The 17,191-nt window shown below is 73.8% G+C and carries 18 protein-coding genes; 11 read left to right on the forward strand and 7 right to left on the reverse strand.

The window, feature by feature from the left end; translation table 11 throughout:
• The first annotated feature begins 246 nt into the window (after positions 1-246).
• Together MTR79_RS26530 and MTR79_RS26535 are read left to right on the forward strand one after the other, a co-directional pair.
• Entirely contained in the window at positions 247-1,674 is a 1,428-nt protein-coding gene (locus tag MTR79_RS26530) for an MFS transporter (RefSeq protein ID WP_244792111.1), read from the forward strand.
• A gap of 80 nt (positions 1,675-1,754) precedes the next feature.
• Positions 1,755-2,432, forward strand: coding sequence for an O-methyltransferase (locus MTR79_RS26535; protein ID WP_086705057.1), 678 nt, complete (start codon positions 1,755-1,757; stop codon positions 2,430-2,432).
• Between the two features lie 54 nt (positions 2,433-2,486).
• Here the strand turns inward: MTR79_RS26535 and MTR79_RS26540 are convergent, their stop codons facing one another.
• Positions 2,487-2,879, reverse strand: coding sequence for an FHA domain-containing protein (locus MTR79_RS26540; RefSeq protein ID WP_086705056.1), 393 nt, complete (start codon positions 2,877-2,879; stop codon positions 2,487-2,489).
• Positions 2,880-2,981: 102 nt separating this feature from the next.
• Here MTR79_RS26540 and MTR79_RS26545 point away from each other — a divergent pair, with 102 nt between their 5' ends.
• Positions 2,982-3,431: a DUF1992 domain-containing protein gene (locus tag MTR79_RS26545; RefSeq protein ID WP_244792112.1), complete on the forward strand. Its 450-nt coding sequence runs from the start codon at positions 2,982-2,984 to the stop codon at positions 3,429-3,431.
• On the opposite strand, the gene MTR79_RS26550 is transcribed toward MTR79_RS26545, so the two are convergent.
• Entirely contained in the window at positions 3,420-4,295 is an 876-nt protein-coding gene (locus tag MTR79_RS26550; RefSeq protein WP_244792113.1) for a hypothetical protein, read from the reverse strand. The genes MTR79_RS26545 and MTR79_RS26550 overlap by 12 nt on opposite strands.
• A 5-nt stretch (positions 4,296-4,300) precedes the next feature.
• Positions 4,301-4,975 (reverse strand): hypothetical protein, encoded by a 675-nt coding sequence (locus MTR79_RS26555; protein ID WP_086705053.1) that lies wholly within the window; start codon positions 4,973-4,975, stop codon positions 4,301-4,303.
• Between the two features lie 176 nt (positions 4,976-5,151).
• On the opposite strand from MTR79_RS26555, the gene MTR79_RS26560 reads away from it, so the two are divergent.
• Positions 5,152-5,646, forward strand: a complete 495-nt coding sequence (locus MTR79_RS26560) for a GNAT family N-acetyltransferase (protein ID WP_086705052.1) — start codon at positions 5,152-5,154, stop codon at positions 5,644-5,646.
• Between the two features lie 21 nt (positions 5,647-5,667).
• Here MTR79_RS26560 and MTR79_RS26565 read toward each other — a convergent pair whose 3' ends face one another.
• Entirely contained in the window at positions 5,668-7,758 is a 2,091-nt protein-coding gene (locus MTR79_RS26565) for an MFS transporter (RefSeq protein WP_189365115.1), read from the reverse strand.
• A 539-nt stretch (positions 7,759-8,297) separates the two neighbouring features.
• On the opposite strand from MTR79_RS26565, the gene MTR79_RS26570 reads away from it, so the two are divergent.
• Positions 8,298-9,491 carry a peptidoglycan-binding domain-containing protein gene (locus tag MTR79_RS26570; RefSeq protein ID WP_244792114.1) on the forward strand — a complete coding sequence of 398 codons (1,194 nt, stop codon included), beginning with the start codon at positions 8,298-8,300 and terminating at the stop codon, positions 9,489-9,491.
• A 153-nt stretch (positions 9,492-9,644) separates the two neighbouring features.
• Here MTR79_RS26570 and MTR79_RS26575 read toward each other — a convergent pair whose 3' ends face one another.
• Positions 9,645-10,310, reverse strand: coding sequence for an HAD-IA family hydrolase (locus tag MTR79_RS26575; RefSeq protein ID WP_086705454.1), 666 nt, complete (start codon positions 10,308-10,310; stop codon positions 9,645-9,647).
• Positions 10,311-10,487: 177 nt separating this feature from the next.
• Positions 10,488-11,069 (reverse strand): TMEM165/GDT1 family protein, encoded by a 582-nt coding sequence (locus MTR79_RS26580; RefSeq protein WP_086705453.1) that lies wholly within the window; start codon positions 11,067-11,069, stop codon positions 10,488-10,490.
• Positions 11,070-11,503: 434 nt separating this feature from the next.
• Here MTR79_RS26580 and MTR79_RS26585 point away from each other — a divergent pair, with 434 nt between their 5' ends.
• The 4 genes from MTR79_RS26585 to MTR79_RS26600 all read left to right on the forward strand — a co-directional run bounded on the left by MTR79_RS26585 (position 11,504) and on the right by MTR79_RS26600 (position 15,552).
• The gene (locus MTR79_RS26585; RefSeq protein WP_244792115.1) at positions 11,504-12,148 is read left to right on the forward strand and encodes an HNH endonuclease family protein; all 645 of its coding nucleotides are present in this window, start codon (positions 11,504-11,506) and stop codon (positions 12,146-12,148) included.
• A 91-nt stretch (positions 12,149-12,239) separates the two neighbouring features.
• Positions 12,240-13,886 (forward strand): alkaline phosphatase D family protein, encoded by a 1,647-nt coding sequence (locus tag MTR79_RS26590; protein WP_244792116.1) that lies wholly within the window; start codon positions 12,240-12,242, stop codon positions 13,884-13,886.
• A gap of 304 nt (positions 13,887-14,190) precedes the next feature.
• The gene (locus MTR79_RS26595; protein WP_189365117.1) at positions 14,191-14,643 is read left to right on the forward strand and encodes a DoxX family protein; all 453 of its coding nucleotides are present in this window, start codon (positions 14,191-14,193) and stop codon (positions 14,641-14,643) included.
• A gap of 309 nt (positions 14,644-14,952) precedes the next feature.
• Positions 14,953-15,552, forward strand: coding sequence for a VTT domain-containing protein (locus MTR79_RS26600; RefSeq protein WP_244792117.1), 600 nt, complete (start codon positions 14,953-14,955; stop codon positions 15,550-15,552).
• A gap of 362 nt (positions 15,553-15,914) precedes the next feature.
• On the opposite strand, the gene MTR79_RS26605 is transcribed toward MTR79_RS26600, so the two are convergent.
• Entirely contained in the window at positions 15,915-16,148 is a 234-nt protein-coding gene (locus MTR79_RS26605) for a DUF2277 domain-containing protein (RefSeq protein WP_086704513.1), read from the reverse strand.
• 109 nt (positions 16,149-16,257) lie between these two features.
• Between MTR79_RS26605 and MTR79_RS26610 the strand changes: the two genes are divergently transcribed.
• Together MTR79_RS26610 and MTR79_RS26615 are read left to right on the forward strand one after the other, a co-directional pair.
• The gene (locus MTR79_RS26610; RefSeq protein ID WP_086704515.1) at positions 16,258-16,599 is read left to right on the forward strand and encodes a hypothetical protein; all 342 of its coding nucleotides are present in this window, start codon (positions 16,258-16,260) and stop codon (positions 16,597-16,599) included.
• 118 nt (positions 16,600-16,717) lie between these two features.
• Positions 16,718-17,128: a PGPGW domain-containing protein gene (locus tag MTR79_RS26615; protein WP_244792118.1), complete on the forward strand. Its 411-nt coding sequence runs from the start codon at positions 16,718-16,720 to the stop codon at positions 17,126-17,128.
• Positions 17,129-17,191: the final 63 nt, after the last annotated feature.

Here is a 17,191-nt window from a genome sequence, read left to right on the forward strand (position 1 = left end):
ACGATAGTCCGCGCGGGATGCGGTTGCCTCGGGGCGACGCGAGAAGGATCACAACCGGCCACCTACGGTGAAGATCCCCGGGAGCACGGCGTGCCTGCACACGGCACATTTCCGTGCAGTATGCATCGACCCTCGTACCGTACGTAACGGGGGAAACGCCTCCTATCGTCACTGGCTTCGGCCCGCCCGACAGTGCCGCCGCGCGGACCCGCCCCTGTTCCCGACGAAAGGCAGGCGAGCGACGTCTTGTCGACTTCCCAGGTCGCCCATCACTCCGTCGCCCCCGGTCCCTCCGGCCCTCCCCGGGCCGGTGCGGCACAGACACCCGACCCCTCCGCCGGTCCCCCGACTGTCACCGACCCCGCGCTGGTCAGGCGCGCCGTGAAGGCGGCCGCACTCGGCAACGCCATGGAATGGTTCGACTTCGGTGTCTACAGCTACATCGCCGTCACCCTCGGCAAGGTCTTCTTCCCCACGGGGAACGCCACCGCCCAGCTGCTGTCCACGTTCGGCGCCTTCGCCGCGGCCTTCCTGGTCCGCCCGCTCGGCGGCATGGTCTTCGGGCCGCTAGGCGACCGCGTGGGCCGGCAGAAGGTCCTCGCCCTCACGATGATCATGATGGCGGCGGGCACCTTCGCCATCGGCCTGATCCCCTCCTACGCCGCGATCGGGGTGGGCGCCCCGATCCTGCTGCTGGCGGCCCGCCTGGTGCAGGGCTTCTCCACCGGCGGCGAGTACGCGGGCGCCTCCACCTTCATCGCCGAGTACGCCCCCGACAAGCGGCGCGGCTTCCTCGGCAGCTGGCTGGAGTTCGGCACGCTCGCCGGATACATCGGCGGCGCGGGCCTGGTGACCCTGATGACGGCGCTGCTGTCCACCGACGACCTGCTCTCCTGGGGCTGGCGCGTCCCGTTCCTGATCGCGGGCCCGATGGGCGTCGTCGGCCTCTACCTGCGCATGCGGCTGGAGGAGACCCCCGCCTTCGCGGCCGAGGTCGCCAAGGCCGAGACCGAGCGCCCCAAGGTGCCGCTGCGCGAGATGGTCACGGGCCAGTGGCGCGCGCTGCTGCTGTGCGTGGGCCTGGTGCTGGTCTTCAGCGTCACCGACTACATGCTGCTGTCGTACATGCCGAGCTACCTCACCAGCGAGCTGGGCTACGACGCCACGCACGGCCTGGTCGTCGTCCTCGGCGTGATGGTGCTGATGATGGCCGTGCAGCCGTTCGTCGGCGCGCTGACCGACCGGGTGGGCCGCCGCCCGGTGATGGCGGCCGGCTGCGCGGGCTTCCTCCTGCTGTCCGTTCCGGCGCTGCTGCTGATCCGCGACGGCGGGCTGCTCGCGGTCGCCGCCGGCCTCGGCGCGCTCGGCCTGCTGCTGGTCTGCTTCACCGCCGCGATGCCGTCCGCGCTGCCCGCGCTGTTCCCCACCCGGGTCCGCTACGGCTCGCTGTCGATCGGCTTCAACGTCTCGGTGTCCCTGTTCGGCGGCACGACCCCACTGGTGGTCACCGCGCTGATCGGCGCGACCGGCGACGTGATGATGCCCGCCTACTACATGATGGCGGCCGCCGTGATCGGCGGGTTCGCGGTGTGGCGCATGGCCGAGTCGGCCGGCCGCCCGCTGCCGGGATCGCCCCCGTCGCTCGAGCCCGGGACACACCCGGAAAAGGTCTGACATCCCAGGGCCGCGCCCCGTATCTTCGACAGCCGGTCCGGCCGGGCAGGTCCGGCTGGCGCGACGAAAGGCACCCCTGCATGAGCGAGGCGCGGCTCTGGAACGCGGTGGACGACTACTTCACCGGGCGGCTGCTGGGCGACGACCCGGACGAGACCCTGACGGCGGCACTGCGCGAGAGCGACGCCGCCGGTCTCCCGCCCATCGCCGTCTCCCCCCTCCAGGGCAAGCTGCTCCATCTCCTCGCCCGGATCCAGGGCGCGCGGCGCGTCCTGGAGATCGGCACGCTGGGCGGCTACAGCACCATCTGGCTGGGCCGCGCCCTTCCCGCCGACGGACGGCTGATCACCCTGGAGTACGACCCCCGGCACGCCGAGATCGCGGTCCGTAACATCGCCCGCGCCGGCCTCGCCGAGCGGGTGGAGGTGCGGGTCGGCCCGGCGCTGGAGTCGCTGCCGAAGCTCGCGGACGAGCAGCCGCCGCCGTTCGACCTGGTGTTCATCGACGCCGACAAGGCGAACAACCCGCACTACGTCGAGTGGGCGCTGCGCCTCACGGCTGCGGGCAGCCTGATCGTCCTCGACAACGTGGTGCGCGGCGGCCGGGTCGCCGACCCGGACAACACCGACCCGGACGTGGTGGGCACCCGCGCCGCCCTGGAGATGTTCGGCACCCACCCGCGGCTCGACGCCACGGCGGTGCAGACGGTCGGGGTCAAGGACCACGACGGCTTCGCACTGGCGCGCGTGGTGTCGTGAACGGACGGGCGGACGGGCGGACGGGCGGCCGGGTGCCGGGACGGGCCTTCGGGCTCAGACCTCGTGGTAGAAACCCACGTTGACGCTGCGCGGGGCGGTGCGGTCCAGGATCACGACCTCGCCGCTGCCGCCCCGGGGCAGCGGCACGGTCCCGCCGTAGGCGACCGGCTGGGCGTACTCCCCGACGGTCAGCCGCACCTCCGACGACGGGTCGGGCAGCGAACCGCGCAGCCAGGTCAGCTGCCAGCTCCCGTCCTGCGCGCACTGGAACTCCAGGTGCACCCGGGACACGAACAGCCAGTCGTCAGGCGTCGCCAGCCGGCACAGGGACGTGTCCCTCCCCACCCGCAGCACGGTGCCCGGCTCGCTCGGCGCGTCGGCCATCAGCATCCCGGCCGTGGCGCCCGATTCCGCCGCTGACACCGCGGCCATGGTGAGTTCGAGCACGTGCGCTCCTCCTGAGAGGTCCTGGGGCCGGGGCGGCCGGATCGGCTGCCCGCCGCCAGATGATAAAACGCCCGGCCGTACCGCGTCCGGCACAATGGGGTCATGACCGAGCGGAAGCCACCGGGCGTCGACTTCGAGAGCTGGGTCGACAAGCAGATCCGCGACGCCGACGCGCGCGGGGAGTTCGAACGGCTCGAAGGCGCCGGCCGGCCGCTGCCGCCCGAGGTCGAGAGCACCTACGACGAACTCTGGTGGGTCAAGCGGAAGATGGCCCGTGAGGGCATGTCGGTGCTGCCGCCGGCACTGGCCCTGCGCAAGGAGGCCGAGGACGCGCTGGAGGCGGCCCTCACGGCCCCCTCGGAGCGGATCGTGCGGAAGATCCTCGCGGACGTCAACGCGAAGATCAGCGACATGATGTTCAAGCCGCCGCCCGGCCCCCCGCTGGGCAAGAAGCCGTACGACGTGGAGGACGTCGTACGCCGGTGGCGGGAGCGCCGGGCGGCGTCGGACGGACAGGGCGGGACGGGCGAGCGGGGCGGCTCAGACACCTAGCAGGCGCTCCGCCAGTTCGCGGTAGTCCCGCAGCGCGAGCCGCAGTTGCTCGGTGTCGGCGGCCGGGGCCGCGTCGCCCTTCTTCGGGTCGCCCGAGGCGGGCGCCTTCCAGTTCCGGGTCAGGGTGTGGCGGCGCTCGGTGAGGGCGTCGTTGAGCCGCTCGGTGATCTCGTGCAGGACGAGGTCCGCCTCCTCGACGGCGTCCCGCGGCCGGTCCACGAACCCGGCGACGGCCTGCCGCAGCTGCGCGGAGAGACGGTCACAGGTGTCGTCGGCGAGGAGACGGGAGCCGGGGCGCCCGGACGTTCCGTCCTGGCCGGGGGTGGCGGCGTGGGCGCCGGGGGTGCGGGTGCCCGTGCCGTCGGGGCCGGGCGCGTGGGTGCCGGTGCCTTCCAGGCCCGACACATGGGTGCCGGTGCCTTCCGGACCGGGCGTGCGCGTGCCGGTGCCGGCCGGGCCGGGGGTGTGGGTGCCGGTGCCGTCCGGGCCAGGTACCGCGGAAGTGCGGTCGGCCGTGCCGGGCGTACCGGCGGAGGTGCGGTCGCCGGTCTGCGGGTGTGCCGCGACCAGCGGGCTCTCCGTGCCGGCGGAGCCGCGGCCGGAGCCACGCGCGGTGTCCGTGCCGCCGACGGCGGAGGCCGCCCCCGTACCGCCGCGGCGCGCGGCGTCGGTCTCCCCGAAGCCGGCTGTGGAGTCCGTGCCCCCACGGCCGGCGGAGGGCTCCGCCCTGCGGCCGGCCTCCGTCTTGTGGTCGAGCGTGGCCGCCTCGTGGCCGGGGTCCGCGGAGGCGGGGCCGGGCGCCGGGGCGTCCGGGCCGTTCGGGATCCAGGTGTCCTGGGTGGTGCGGCGGGGTGCCTCGGGCATGACGATCAGCTCTCCTTCGCCTGGCGGCGGTGCAGCAGCGACGGGGTGCGGTGACCGTCGCGACGGGTGGCGGGGGCGGCCGTACGCTCGCCGGCGGCGCCGCGGCGCCCGCCGTCGTGGCGCGACGGCCGGACCAGTTCCTCGAACAGCGCCCGTGCCTCGACCATCGCCTCACGCATGTCCTCCGTGCCGGCGGCGCCTTCGTGCGCGCCGTCCGGGTGGGCCTGCGCGACGCGGTGGACGCGGCGGTAGCCCTCGACGTGGTGGGCGTGGTGCACGGACAGCGCCGCGACCTGCTCCTCGTACTGCCCGTCGGCGGGGAAGCCCCGCGTGCCGGCGAGCTCGGCGATCAGGCGGTCGGCCTCGGCGACCGCCTCACGCGGCGCGTCGACGAACCGCTCCTGGGCGGCCGTCCAGCGCGCCTCGTAGCGCTCGCGCTCGGCCGGCTCCAGCGGTCGCACCTGGAGGGAGCCGTGGCGCTCCACGCGCTCGGACAGCTCCCGCTCGGCGGCCTTGGCGTCCCCGTCGTGCCGGGCGACGGCACGCTCGTACTCGGGGCCGAAGCGCCGCTTGAGGCTCGCGCCGTGTCGCGGGCCGCGTGCGCGCAGGGTCAGGACGGCCGCGACGGCGACAACGACCGCGACAATCACGATCAATGCAATGATCAGGCCAGTGGACATGGATGCCTTCCGGGGTTCTCGTCCCAACCGGCACTCCTCGCGAGCCGGTTCGCCCCAACGGGTTGCCCGTTGCACCGCGCACAAACTGCACGGCGCAGACGCCCGCCCTCCGGCCGGCACCGCACGGCGCCCAATTCACTTGCCCCCAGGGCCCGTAGGGGACGGAGAATGCGGCCATGACCTGGACCGTGACCCCGGAGTCCCCCGATTCGCCCGTGGCCCTCGCGCTCTGGCGCGCGTACTACACGGAGGTCAGCGACCGCTGGTACCTGCTGCACGAGGGGCGCCGGACCGACCCGGACGAGCTGGAGCGGGAGATCGCCGCGCGGTCGGGCGCCGGTCTCGCGCCGCCGCGCGGGCTGCTGCTGGTCGCGCGGTACGGGGGCGAGCCGGCGGGCAGCGCCGGGATCCGCCTGTCACCGGACGGCACGGCGGCCGAGCTGACCCGGGTGTTCCTGTACGAGGGGATGCGCGGCCGGGGCGGGGCGGCGCTGCTGGTGCGGGCCGCGGAGGAGGCGGCACGGGACCTCGGCGCCCGCCGGATGATCCTGGACACCCGCAGCGACCTCGTCGAGGCGCGCACCCTGTACGCCCGCCTCGGGTACGCCGAGACCGAGCCGCACAACGACGACCCGTACGCGGAGCACTGGTTCGCCAGACAGCTCGCCTGAGGCAGGGTCATCACCCGTGTCTCAGCGGGCCGGTGTGACCGGGCGGGCGCCCTGGGGGCGTTCACCGCGGGAGCCGCACAGCTCGTCGTTGAGCTCGTGCACGAGCTGCACCAGGTCGGTCGGCCGGTCCGGCCCCCACCAGTCCCCCAGCAGCTCCGCCAGGGACTCCTCGCGCGCCCGCGCCAGCCGCTCGCCGACCTCGCGGCCCTCGTCGGTCAGCACCATGTCGACGCCCCGGCGCACGGCGAGGCGCCGGCTCTCGACCTGGCGGGTGGCCTCCAGGACGACGTCCAGCGGGACGGGGTTGCGCTCGGCGAGCCGGGCCGGCTCCACCGAGCCGTGGCGGCGGATGCGCAACAGCAGCCAACTGGACGCGGGCAGCAGGTCGTAGCCGGCACGGTCGGTGATCTTCCCGTAGATCTCCCGGCGTCCCTCGCGGGTGCCGAGCACCGACAGGGCGCGGCACACCTCGTCGTGCGAGGAGCGTTCCACCGGGTTGGGGGCGAGCGTCTCGGAGACGTCGGGCGCGGTGACCGAGGCGCGCAGGGGGTCCTCCTTGAGGAACCAGGCCAGCACGAAGCCCAGCAGCGCCACCGGCACGGCGTACAGGAAGACGTCGGTGATGGCGGTGGAGTAGGCGTCGAGCGCGGCGGGGCGCAGGGGAGGCGGCAGGGCGCCGATGCCGCGCGGGTCGGCCTCCAGCGTCTCGGGCGAGACGCCGGGCGGCAGGTCCGCGCCGCGGAAGGCGGCGCTGAGCTGGTCGCCGAGCCGGCCGGAGAAGATCGCGCCGAACACGGCGACGCCGAACGACGCGCCGATGGACCGGAAGAAGGTCGCACCTGAGGTGGCGACGCCGAGGTCCTCGTAGGGGACGGCGTTCTGCACGATCAGCACCAGGACCTGCATGACCAGGCCGAGTCCCAGGCCGAAGACGAAGAAGAAGGCGCTCATCACCGCGGTGGAGCTCTGTGTGTCGAGCTGGTGGAGCAGGAGCAGTCCGACGGCGGTGACGGCGGTGCCCGCGATCGGGAACACCTTCCAGCGGCCGGTGCGGCTGACGATCTGGCCGGAGCCGGTGGAGGACAGCAGCATGCCGGCCACCATCGGCAGCATGTGCACCCCGGACAGGGTCGGGCTGATCCCGTGCACCACCTGGAGGAAGGTCGGCAGATAGGTCAGCGCGCCGAACATCGCGAAGCCGACGATGAAGCTGATCACGGCGGACAGGGTGAAGGTCCGCACCCGGAACAGCTTCAGCGGCAGCACCGGTTCGGCGGCCCGGCGCTCCACCGCGACGAACACGGCGATCAGCACGACGCCCAGCACCGCGAGCCCGATGATCTGCGGCGACGTCCAGGGCCAGGTGTTGCCGCCGAGGGAGGCGACCAGGACCAGGGAGGTGGCCACGGAGGCGATGAGCAGGGTGCCCAGGTAGTCGATGACGTGCTTGGTCGACCGGCGGGGGATGTGCAGCACGGTGGCGATGACGACGAGGGCGACGATCCCGACGGGCAGGTTGATGTAGAACACCCAGCGCCAGCTCAGGTGTTGGGTGAAGAGCCCGCCGAGCAGCGGCCCGAGCACGCTCGTCGCGCCGAACACCGCACCGAACAGGCCCTGGTAGCGCCCCCGTTCACGGGGCGGCACCAGGTCGCCGACGATCGCCATCGACAGCACGATCAGCCCGCCGCCGCCGAGCCCCTGCAGCGCGCGGAAACCGATCAGCTGGGGCATGTCCTGCGCGGCCCCGCACAGGGCGGAGCCGACGAGGAAGATGACGATGGAGGTCTGGAAGAGGCGCTTACGGCCGTACTGGTCGCCGAGCTTGCCCCACAGCGGGGTCGCGGCCGTGGACGCCAGCAGATACGCGGTGACCACCCAGGACAGGTGCTCCAGGCCGCCCAGTTCGCTGACGATGGTCGGCAGGGCGGTGGAGACGATGGTCTGGTCGAGGGCGGCCAGCAGCAGGCCGAGCAGCAGCGCGCCGATCGACAGCCACACGCTGCTCGACACCTGGTCCGTGCCGGTCCCGCCCGCGGCCGCCGTACCGTCCGGCGGTGCGGGCCGCGTGCGTCCCGTCTCCGACGCCGAACGGTGCGCGTCCCCGGCCATGCGGACCTCCAGAGGTTCTCGTGACACCCCCATCGTGATCGGTGTGACCGGTTATGGCCTGTCGAGTCCGAGCGGAACTCTGCATTCCGGGGGCGCGCGAACAAGAGTGTGAAGAAGATCTGCATAATCTCTGGAGTTCGCGAGGGGAGGGACGACACGTGGACCAGCCGAACGGGCACCCGTGCCCGGAATGCGGTGCGCCCAGGCACGCCGACCGCACACCGACGTGCGCCTGCACCCGCCGCACGGCCGACGCCCTCCGCGACGCCCGGACGGCGGAGGCGGCGGCAGCGGAGGACTTCGATCCCCTCCGGATACGCCCGTACGTCGACCTGAACGGCACTCGCCCGGACGGGTTGCCGGAGGCAACGAAGGGAACGCCCTCGGCGTCGGGGACGCCTCGGGCGGCGGCGCAGGGGGGCGCGTCGGCGGACACGGCCGGTGGAGCCGCAGGCCCTGCCGCGGGAGGCCGGGCGACCCACGACGGGTCGCCCGCGACGCGGGCGGGGACCGAGGGGCCGGACGCGCCCGACGCGACGATGACGTTGAAGGCCATCAGCCCGGACGCCGCGAAGACACGCGGCTCGGAGGCGGCAGCCCCCGCCCCGGGAGGTGCCGCAGACACCGGGACGGCCCCCCACACGGGGGCCGCGCACACCGGCGACCCCGCCGGCGCGGCACCCGGCGCCGAGAACCACGCCTCCGCGCCCGGCTCGACAGCGGCCGCGTCCCACCCGGAGGGTGGCGCAGCCGGCGCGGCGTCCGAGGGCGAGAACCACGCCTCAGCCGCAGCCGCCCCCGAAGGCGGAGGTGCGGCTGGCACCGGATCGGCACGGCGCGGGTCGCAGGAAACGGCGGACTCCGACGTCGCGGAGTCGCCCGACGCCACCATGGCGCTGCGTGCCGTCCGTCTGGACGGCACGGCTCCCCCCGCCCCCGCCCCCGCCCCCGCCCCCGACGACCGCACGTCCGTCCTCCCCACCCCCCTCGCCCTCGGCACCGCACAGCCGAGCGCCGACGACCTGGGCCTCTTCGACGACTCCACTCGCCCTCTTCGCGCGGTGTCCGCGGGGGCGGCGGCACCGGCGGCCCCGCGCCACGGGACCGGCGCGCCCCGGAACCGTCGCCGGCGCGGAGCGCTCATCGCTGCGTCCGGCGCCGTCGTGGCCGTCCTGGGCGCCGCGGGCTGGGCGAGCGGGCTGTTCTCGTACGAGACGCCGTCGCGGGACACCGCCGCGCCGGACGACGTCAGGGCGAGCGTGCCGGACGCGTCGCCGGAGGCGTCCTCGGCGGAGCCGTCCTCCGAGGACCCGTCCGCCTCCCCCAGCGCGTCCGCGTCCACGTCGGAGTCCCCGTCCGCGAGCGCGAGCGCGTCGGGGTCGCCGTCGCCCTCGGCGTCCAGTTCCGCGCCGAGCGCCTCCGCGACCGCCGAGCCGTCGGTGACCCCGTCGGCCGGCGGGGCGTCGTCCGCGCCCGCCGTGGCGCCGGAGCCGGAGGAGCCGGTCGACACCGCGCCCGTGCTGCGGCGCGGCGACCGGGGGCCGGAGGTCGTCGAGCTCCAGCAGCGCCTGCGCATGGTGTGGCTGTACCAGGGCGACACGGACGGCTGGTACAGCCGCCGGGTGGAGGAGGCCGTGCGTCACTACCAGTGGTCGCGGGGCATCCACGAGGAGCTGGGCGTGTACGGCCCGCAGACCCGCTCCCGCCTGGAGTCGGAGACCGGAACGCCCTGACGGGGCACGCCACCCGAAGCCGTCGCCGGAGACCGGAACGCCCCGACGGAGCACGCCACCCGAAGCCGTCGCCGAGGCCTGCCCGGTCAGCCGAAGACGCGAGGTCCGGCACGCCCCCGCCCTGAAAACGGGCGTGGGCTCCCCGGCCGGGCCCTACGCGGAGACGTGCAGCAGGATCGTCCCCTCCGGCGTGCGCTCCACCCGTACCTGGGTGAGGTCGCGGACGACGACGTCCGGCTGGTGGAACCCGGCGCGCGGGCCGATGCCGACCACCCGCATCCCCGCCGCGCGCCCCGCGGCGATCCCCGCGCCGGAGTCCTCGAAGACGACGCAGTCGGCCGGGGCGACGCCCAGTTCCGCCGCGCCCTTCAGGAAGCCCTCCGGGTCGGGCTTGCTCGCGCCGACCGACTCGGCGGTGATCCGCACCGCGGGCTGTTCGAGACCGGCGGCGGCCATCCGCGCCGTGGACAGGGCGACGTCCGCGGAGGTGACGAGCGCGTGCGGCAGCCCGTCGAGGGAGGCGAGGAACTCCCGGGCGCCCGGTATCGCGACGACGCCCTCGGTGTCCGCGGTCTCCTCCGCGAGCAGCCGGGCGTTCTCGGCGTAGTTCTGCTCCATGGGCCGGTCCGGCAGCAGCAGGGCCATCGAGGCGTAGCCCTGCCGGCCGTGCACCACCTTCATGACCTCGTCGCCGTCCAGCCCGTGGCGCTCGGCCCAGCGGCGCCAGATGCGCTCGACCGAGGCGTCGGAGTTGACGAGGGTGCCGTCCATGTCGAGCAGGAGGGCGCGGGCGGGGAGTACGGCGGTGGTGACCGTCATCGGCTGCTCCAAGGCGGGGGTGCGGGACCGTGGAGGCGGGTCCCGTGCGGGACAGAGCGGCCCCGCCCGCCGGTCAGGGAAAACGGGCGGGAGCCACTTTGTTCAACCACGGTACAAAACGAACCGGGCTTCCCGCCACCGCCTCCACGGGGTATTCACCGGCGGGACCGCCGCACGTCACCCGGCGACCGCCTCCCACAGGCTCCAGACACCCAGACCCAGCATGAGCAGCGCGGCGATCCGCGTGATCAGCTTCAGCGGCACCCGCTTCATCAGCGCCTTGCCGCCGACGATGCCGAGCCCCGCCACCGCCCACAGCGCCAGCACGGCCCCCAGGCCCACGGAGAGCGGGTCGTCGTAGCGGGCGGCGAGGTTGGCCGTCATGATCTGCGTCAGGTCGCCGAACTCGGCGACCAGGATGAGCATGAACCCGGCCCCGGCGACCTTCCAGAAGGACTGGTCCTCAGGCTTGCGGATCTCCTCCTCGCCCTCGTCCTTCTTGAGCAGCAGCATCGCCGCGCCCGCGAGGAAGAGCACACCCGTGAGCGCGTGGACGAGCTGCTGCGGCAGCAGGGTCAGCACACTGCCCGCCGCCACGGCCAGCGCGACGTGCAGCGCGAAGGCGGCGGCGACGCCGGCGAAGACGTACGAGGCGCGGTAGCGGGTGCCGAGGACGAGACCGGCGAGCGCGGTCTTGTCGGGCAGTTCGGCCAGGAAGACGACGCCGAAGACGACGGCCGTCACGGTCAGGCTGATCAACGGTTCCTCAATCGGTCGGGGCCGCCCCACCGAGAGTGATGAGCTTTCGCGCAAGACGCCTCGGCACGGCAGCACACTCGGCGCCCGCACCGTACGGCGCGGGCGTGCACTGCTTGCCGAAGGTCTCGCCGGCAGACCCGTCACGGATCTGCCTCCGGGCGCCGGCTCAGGCGGGCTGAGCAGTATGTCGACGGTCCGGCACAGGGCTACTCCCCTTCTGCGCCGTCCATCGTACGCGAGACCCGCGCGGACCTCGGAGACGACCGCCGGGCCGGACCGCCCGCACCGGGGTGCGCGGAAACTTCACACCCGAACCGTAGACGCGTCATGAGCACGTCATTAACTTCTTACCGGACCCTCGCCTCCCGGCAACACGGCGCCGCGAGCATTCCCCTGCACGCACGCCAACGCCCGCACCCCACAAGGGAGTTCGCATGTCGAAGTTCTACGCGCGTCGACGGCTCAGCATAGCCGCGGCGCTCACCGGACTCATAGCCTCCGCCGGGCTCTTCAACGCCCCGGCCGCCTCCGCCGCCCTCCCCACCCCCGTGAGCGCCGCCACCGCGCGCAGCTACCTCGCCACCCTCCCCGTGCGCACCGAGAGCCGCACCGGCTACGACCGTGACCTGTTTCCGCACTGGATCACCATCAGCGGCACCTGCAACACCCGCGAGACGATCCTCAAGCGCGACGGCTCGAACGTCGTCACCGACTCCGCCTGCGCCTCCACCAGCGGCAGTTGGTACTCGCCGTACGACGGCGCCACCTGGTCCGCCGCCTCCGACGTGGACATCGACCATCTGGTGCCGCTCGCCGAGGCCTGGGACTCGGGCGCGGGCTCCTGGACCACGTCCCGGCGCCAGGCCTTCGCCAACGACCTGTCCCGCCCGCAGCTCATCGCCGTCACCGACAACGTCAACCAGTCCAAGGGCGACCAGGACCCCGCCACCTGGATGCCGTCCCGCACGGCCTACCGCTGCACCTACGTCCGCGCGTGGGTCCAGGTGAAGTACTACTACGACCTGGCCGTCGACTCGGCCGAGAAATCCGCGCTGCAGGGGTACCTCAACAACTGCTGACGCAGCACGGCCCGGACCGCCGGGTGCGCCGATCTCCCGGTGGCCTCCGTCGCTGCGTACCGTACGGAGCGACGGAGGAAGGGGTCACCCCATGGCCGGACTGCGGCTCGGACCGCTGCTGAGGTACGTCGACGGGTCGTCCGCGACCGTCTGGGCGGAGACGGAGGGCCCGGGCACCGTGGAGGTGCGCTGCCCGGACGGCGCCGGCGGGAGCTCCGGCACCTTCCAGGTGTGCGGTCACCACTACGCGCTGGTCCGGGTCACCGGCCTCACCCCGGGCACGGCCACCCCGTACGAGGTCCATGTGGACGGCGAACGCGTGTGGCCGCTCGCCCGGGAGCCGTTCCCGTCGTTCCCGCCGTCGGTGATCCGCACCCCGGCCGGCGACGACCGGGCGCGCATCTCGTTCGGCTCCTGCCGCTGGGCCTCCCCGCCCACCGGGGAGCCCGACCCGGTGGGGCCGGACGCGCTGGACGCCCTCGCCAAGCGCATCGCCGCCGACCCCGAGGGCGAGCGGCCCGACGTCCTGCTGCTCCTCGGCGACCAGGTGTACGCGGACGAGACCTCCGACGCCACGAAGGAGTGGCTCGCCGCGCGCCGCGACCTGAGCGAGCCGCCGGGCAGCCAGGTGGCGGACTACGAGGAGTACACCCACCTCTATTACGAGTCCTGGCTCGACCCGCAGGTGCGCTGGCTGCTGTCCACCGTCCCCACCTGCATGATCTTCGACGACCACGACGTCATCGACGACTGGAACACCTCCGCCTCCTGGGTCGAGGACATGCGCGCCACCTCGTGGTGGCGGGACCGGGTGCTCAGCGGGCTGATGTCGTACTGGGTGTACCAGCACCTGGGCAACCTCTCCCCCGCCGACATCGAGGCCGACCCCGTCCACGCGGCCGTACGGAAGACCGCCGACGGCACCGACGCGCTGCGGGACTTCGCCGCCCGGGCGGAGGCCGACGCGACGGCCGTGCGCTGGAGCTACCGGCGCGACTTCGGCCGGGTGCGGCTGGTCATGGTGGACAGCCGCGCGGCCCGGGTGCTGGAGGAGGGGCGGCGCTCGATGCTCGACCGGGAGGAGGCCGACTGGCTGCGGGCCCAGGTGTCCGACGACCGCGGCTCCTACGACCATCTGCTCGTCGGCACCTCCCTGCCCTGGCTGCTCCCCCATCTCATCCACGACGTGGAGGTGTGGAGCTCCGTGCTGTGCCGGGGCGACAAGGGCCCGCGCTGGGCGCGGCTCGGGGAGAAGCTGCGGCGGGCGGCGGACCTGGAGCACTGGTCGGCGTTCCCGGACTCGTTCGCCGAGCTGGCGGAGGTGCTCGCCGACGCGGGCAGCGGCCCGGACGCGCCCGCCACGGTGTGCGTGCTGTCCGGGGACGTCCATCACGCCTATGTCGCCGAGCCGAGCTGGCCTGGGCGGGCGGAGCCCGAGGCGCGGGTGGTGCAGCTGACCTGTTCCCCGGTGCACAACTCCATCCCCGCCTCGATGCGGGTGGGCTTCCGGTTCGGCTGGAGCTCGGCCGCCCGGTCGCTGGGCCGGGTGTTCAGGCGGCACGGCGGTCTCGACCGGCCGCCGGTCGGCTGGCGCAGGACGGGCGGGCCGTGGTTCGGCAACCAGCTCATGACGCTGGCCACGCGGGGGCGTTCGGCGGTGCTGCGACTGGAGCACGCCCAGGAGCACCGGGGCGGGGTGCGGCTGCGGCGCGTGATGGAGCGGCGCTTGAGCTCTTGACGTGGCGGCACTCGACCGCGGGACGGGGCGGCGCGCACGCCACCGGGGAGTGCGGGTGGTGCCCTGTGAGTCAGCTGTGCGGCGAGGGGCGGTTCCGGTCATGCGTGCGATCAACGGAGCACCGCGGGATGGGCGGTGACGTGCGGTTGCCGCGTGCGGGAGGGGGTCAAAAGGGGCCGAAGCCGTGGCCAAAAGTTGAACTTGCAAGCAAGTTTTAGGTACACCTAACGTGAATCTCCGACTCGGTTCCGTCCCCCTGGACCGGCCTCATCCGGGGGCCGGCCCGACCGAAGGAGACTCCCCCATGAACGGACGCCTCACCAGCGCCCAGCCCTATGCCCTGGGCCTGTTCCGCATGGTTGTCGGCCTGCTCTTCGCCTGTCACGGCGCCGCTTCCCTGCTCGGCCTGTTCGGCGGCAAGGACGGCAACGGCGGCACCGTCGCGGCCGGCGCCTGGCCCAACTGGTACGCCGCCGTCATCGAGCTCGTCGGCGGCACGCTCGTCCTGCTCGGGCTCGCCACCCGGGCCGCCGCCTTCATAGCGTCCGGCGCGATGGCCTACGCGTACTTCAAGGTGCACCAGCCCCAGGCCCTGTGGCCCATCGAGAACCACGGCGAGGGCGCGGCCATGTACTGCTGGGCCATGTTCCTGCTGGTCTTCACCGGCTCCGGCGCCTTCGGCCTGGACCGCCTGCTCGCCAGGCGCGCCTCGGCGCGCGAGGGCCGGCCTGCGGAACAGACCCCCGTGGCCGCCTGACCGCCCGGTCCCGCCCCGCCCGCCCGCACGACCGCCGACGCCTCCCCACGGCACCCGCCTCCCCGGCGGAACACCGAGTCGCTCCGGGCGCCCCCCGCGCACACGCGGGGGGCGCCTTGGCGTACGCGGGCGAACGACCGGCGTACACGGGCTGCACACGGGCCGGCCGGCACACGAACCCCCCGTGACCTTTCTGTCACTTGCCGGGCGTACGCTCTATGGCTGTCATCGGCCTCTCCTGCCACCCCTGCCGCCTCCACCGCGACAGCGCGGCGGGCGCGGGCCCACGGGGGCGTACGGGGAGTGCGAGTGGAGAGTGTCGGGTCGCTGGTCGGCAGCCCGTGGATCTACGTGGTGGTGGCCCTGTCGGTACTGCTCGACGTGTTCCTCCCGGTACTGCCCAGCGGGGTGCTGGTGATCACCGCGGCCACCGCGGCCGCCGCCAGCACGGCCGCCTACGTGCCCGACATCCTGGTGCTGACGCTCTGCGCCGCGACCGCCTCCCTCCTGGGCGACCTGGTCGCCTACCGCCTCGCCTGGCGCGGCGGCGCCCGTCTGGACCGGGCCCTGGCCCGCTCCCGCCGGCTGCGGGGCGCGCAGGAACGTCTCGGCGCGGCGCTGGCCCGGGGCGGCGGCGGCCTCGTCGTCCTCGCCCGGTTCGCGCCGGCCGGCCGCTCGGTGGTCTCCCTCGGCGCCGGCGCCGCCCGCCACCGCGCACGCGACTTCCTCCCCTGGTCCGCCCTCGCGGGCCTCACCTGGGCCGGCTACAGCGTCGCCCTCGGCTACTTCGGCGGCCAGTGGCTCGGCGCGACATGGCTGGCGTCGGCGGTCTCGGTCGGCGCGCTGTTCGCGGCGGGGGCGGGGGCGGGGTACCTGATGCGCAAGCCGCAGCCGAGGGGGGCGGGGTAGGCCCGGGGGCGCACCACGGCCGTTCGAAGGCGGGGTAGGCCCGGGGGCGCACCACGGCCCTTCGACGACTGTCCGGCAGCCGTCAGCGCCGCTCAGCCCGCGGCGCGGCGGGCCGGCAGTCCTGATCGCATCCCGCCCGGCAGCCAGGCGACGGCCGTCCGCCGAACACGGCTCGGCAGCAGAGCAAGCGCGCTCGACGCCGGATGACGGCCGCGTGGCAGCGGACGCCGCGCGGCCGGACGAACCACGGCAGTTCACCTGCCCGGAGACGGCGGCGCGGCAGCGGCGGGCACGCCGCTCAGCTCACGGACCCGCCGGCCGACGGTCCGCCCGGCGGCCTCCCGGGGGTCGAACGGCGTCGCTCAGCCGGCCCGTCGGCCGGCCGGGGTGCCCCTCACCTCCAGGTTCTCCAGCAGCTCCGCCGTGGCCGCGGCGATCGCCTCGACCGCCTGGTCGAACACCTCGCGGTTGTGGGCGGCGGGCGCCCGGAAGCCGGACACCTTCCGCACGTACTGAAGGGCGGCGGCCCGGATGTCCTCCTCCGTGGCCTCCTCGGGGAGCGCGGGCGGACGCAGGGTCTTGATACTCCGGCACATGACCCCAGTCTCGCGCCTCCCGCCCCCCGAGGCCACGAAGGAGTGAACACCGCTCCGGAGACCCCGGAACACCTCGCCACCCAAAATCGAACAGGCGTATCATTGAGCCGTGGCTGCGACCTATGACTTTCCAAGTGACCTCCGTGCCGGTCAGGAGGAACTGCATCAGGTCCGGGCCGAGCTGTCGGCCCTGCTGAAGCGGCTCCCCTGGTCGGTCGAACCCCTCGACGGGTTCAGCGACGACAACGGCTGGCGCAAGGTCGAGCGCCCCGCCTCGCCCGGCTGGACCGAGGACGAGCAGGCCGAGGTCGAGAAGCTCCGGCGCCGCGAGCACGAGCTCGCCGTGTTCGTCAGTACCCACCGCTACTGGGCCGAACTCACCGGCTCCGACCGCGTGTACGCCCGCTCGGCCCTGAAACGCGCCCACGAGGGCGCGGAGGAGTCTCCGTAGCTCCCGGGACGGCCGGCGGATTGCACAGGGAGCGTCCCGGCACCAGCATGGAAGTGGACCGGAGCGGACCATCGTTCCAACGGCCTTGCGTCACATGAGGAGACCACGAGAGGCAGAGGTGAGCAGCCAAGACATCCTGCGCAGGGGATTCGCACTCGTGGCCGGGTTCGCGCTGCTGTTCGTCGGCGTCGCGCTGCTGGTCCTGCCCGGCCCCGGACTGCTGCTCATCCTCGCCGGGCTGCTCGTCCTCGCCGACCGGTTCCCCGCCGTGGCCCGCTTCGTCGACCCCGTGCGCCGGCGCGCCATGCGGGCGGCCAGGGAGAGTGTCTCCTCCCCCGTCCGCATCGCCGGTTCGTGCCTCGCGGCGGCGGCCTTGCTCGCGGCAGGTCTGTTCTGGGGCGTCATGCCCCAACTCCCCTTCGGCGGCTGGCCCACGGGCGCGGGGCTCATCCTGTCGGGCGTCATCCTCGTCGCCCTGCTGGTGTACAGCTACCGCACGACGCGCACCGGTACCCGCGATACCGGCTGACCACGTCACCGGGCCGGGCTGTTCGCGCGGTCACCTGCGGATCTCCTGAAGGGGCGCACAAAG

It is taken from the genome of Streptomyces sp. BJ20, assembly GCF_022869105.1.
GTDB classification, from domain to species: Bacteria; Actinomycetota; Actinomycetes; order Streptomycetales; family Streptomycetaceae; genus Streptomyces; species Streptomyces griseoincarnatus.

What these genes read in the sequence shown, in the direction of transcription:
- MTR79_RS26575 (WP_086705454.1), bottom strand. Translation starts at nt 10,310, where the DNA reads ATGACGGTCACCACCGCCGTACTCCCCGCCCGCGCCCTCCTGCTCGAC.
- MTR79_RS26565 (WP_189365115.1), bottom strand. Translation starts at nt 7,758, where the DNA reads ATGGCCGGGGACGCGCACCGTTCGGCGTCGGAGACGGGACGCACGCGG.
- MTR79_RS26535 (WP_086705057.1), top strand. Translation starts at nt 1,755, where the DNA reads ATGAGCGAGGCGCGGCTCTGGAACGCGGTGGACGACTACTTCACCGGG.
- MTR79_RS26560 (WP_086705052.1), top strand. Translation starts at nt 5,152, where the DNA reads ATGACCTGGACCGTGACCCCGGAGTCCCCCGATTCGCCCGTGGCCCTC.
- MTR79_RS26545 (WP_244792112.1), top strand. Translation starts at nt 2,982, where the DNA reads ATGACCGAGCGGAAGCCACCGGGCGTCGACTTCGAGAGCTGGGTCGAC.
- MTR79_RS26585 (WP_244792115.1), top strand. Translation starts at nt 11,504, where the DNA reads ATGTCGAAGTTCTACGCGCGTCGACGGCTCAGCATAGCCGCGGCGCTC.
- MTR79_RS26550 (WP_244792113.1), bottom strand. Translation starts at nt 4,295, where the DNA reads ATGCCCGAGGCACCCCGCCGCACCACCCAGGACACCTGGATCCCGAAC.
- MTR79_RS26570 (WP_244792114.1), top strand. Translation starts at nt 8,298, where the DNA reads ATGACGTTGAAGGCCATCAGCCCGGACGCCGCGAAGACACGCGGCTCG.
- MTR79_RS26590 (WP_244792116.1), top strand. Translation starts at nt 12,240, where the DNA reads ATGGCCGGACTGCGGCTCGGACCGCTGCTGAGGTACGTCGACGGGTCG.
- MTR79_RS26555 (WP_086705053.1), bottom strand. Translation starts at nt 4,975, where the DNA reads ATGTCCACTGGCCTGATCATTGCATTGATCGTGATTGTCGCGGTCGTT.
- MTR79_RS26595 (WP_189365117.1), top strand. Translation starts at nt 14,191, where the DNA reads ATGAACGGACGCCTCACCAGCGCCCAGCCCTATGCCCTGGGCCTGTTC.
- MTR79_RS26605 (WP_086704513.1), bottom strand. Translation starts at nt 16,148, where the DNA reads ATGTGCCGGAGTATCAAGACCCTGCGTCCGCCCGCGCTCCCCGAGGAG.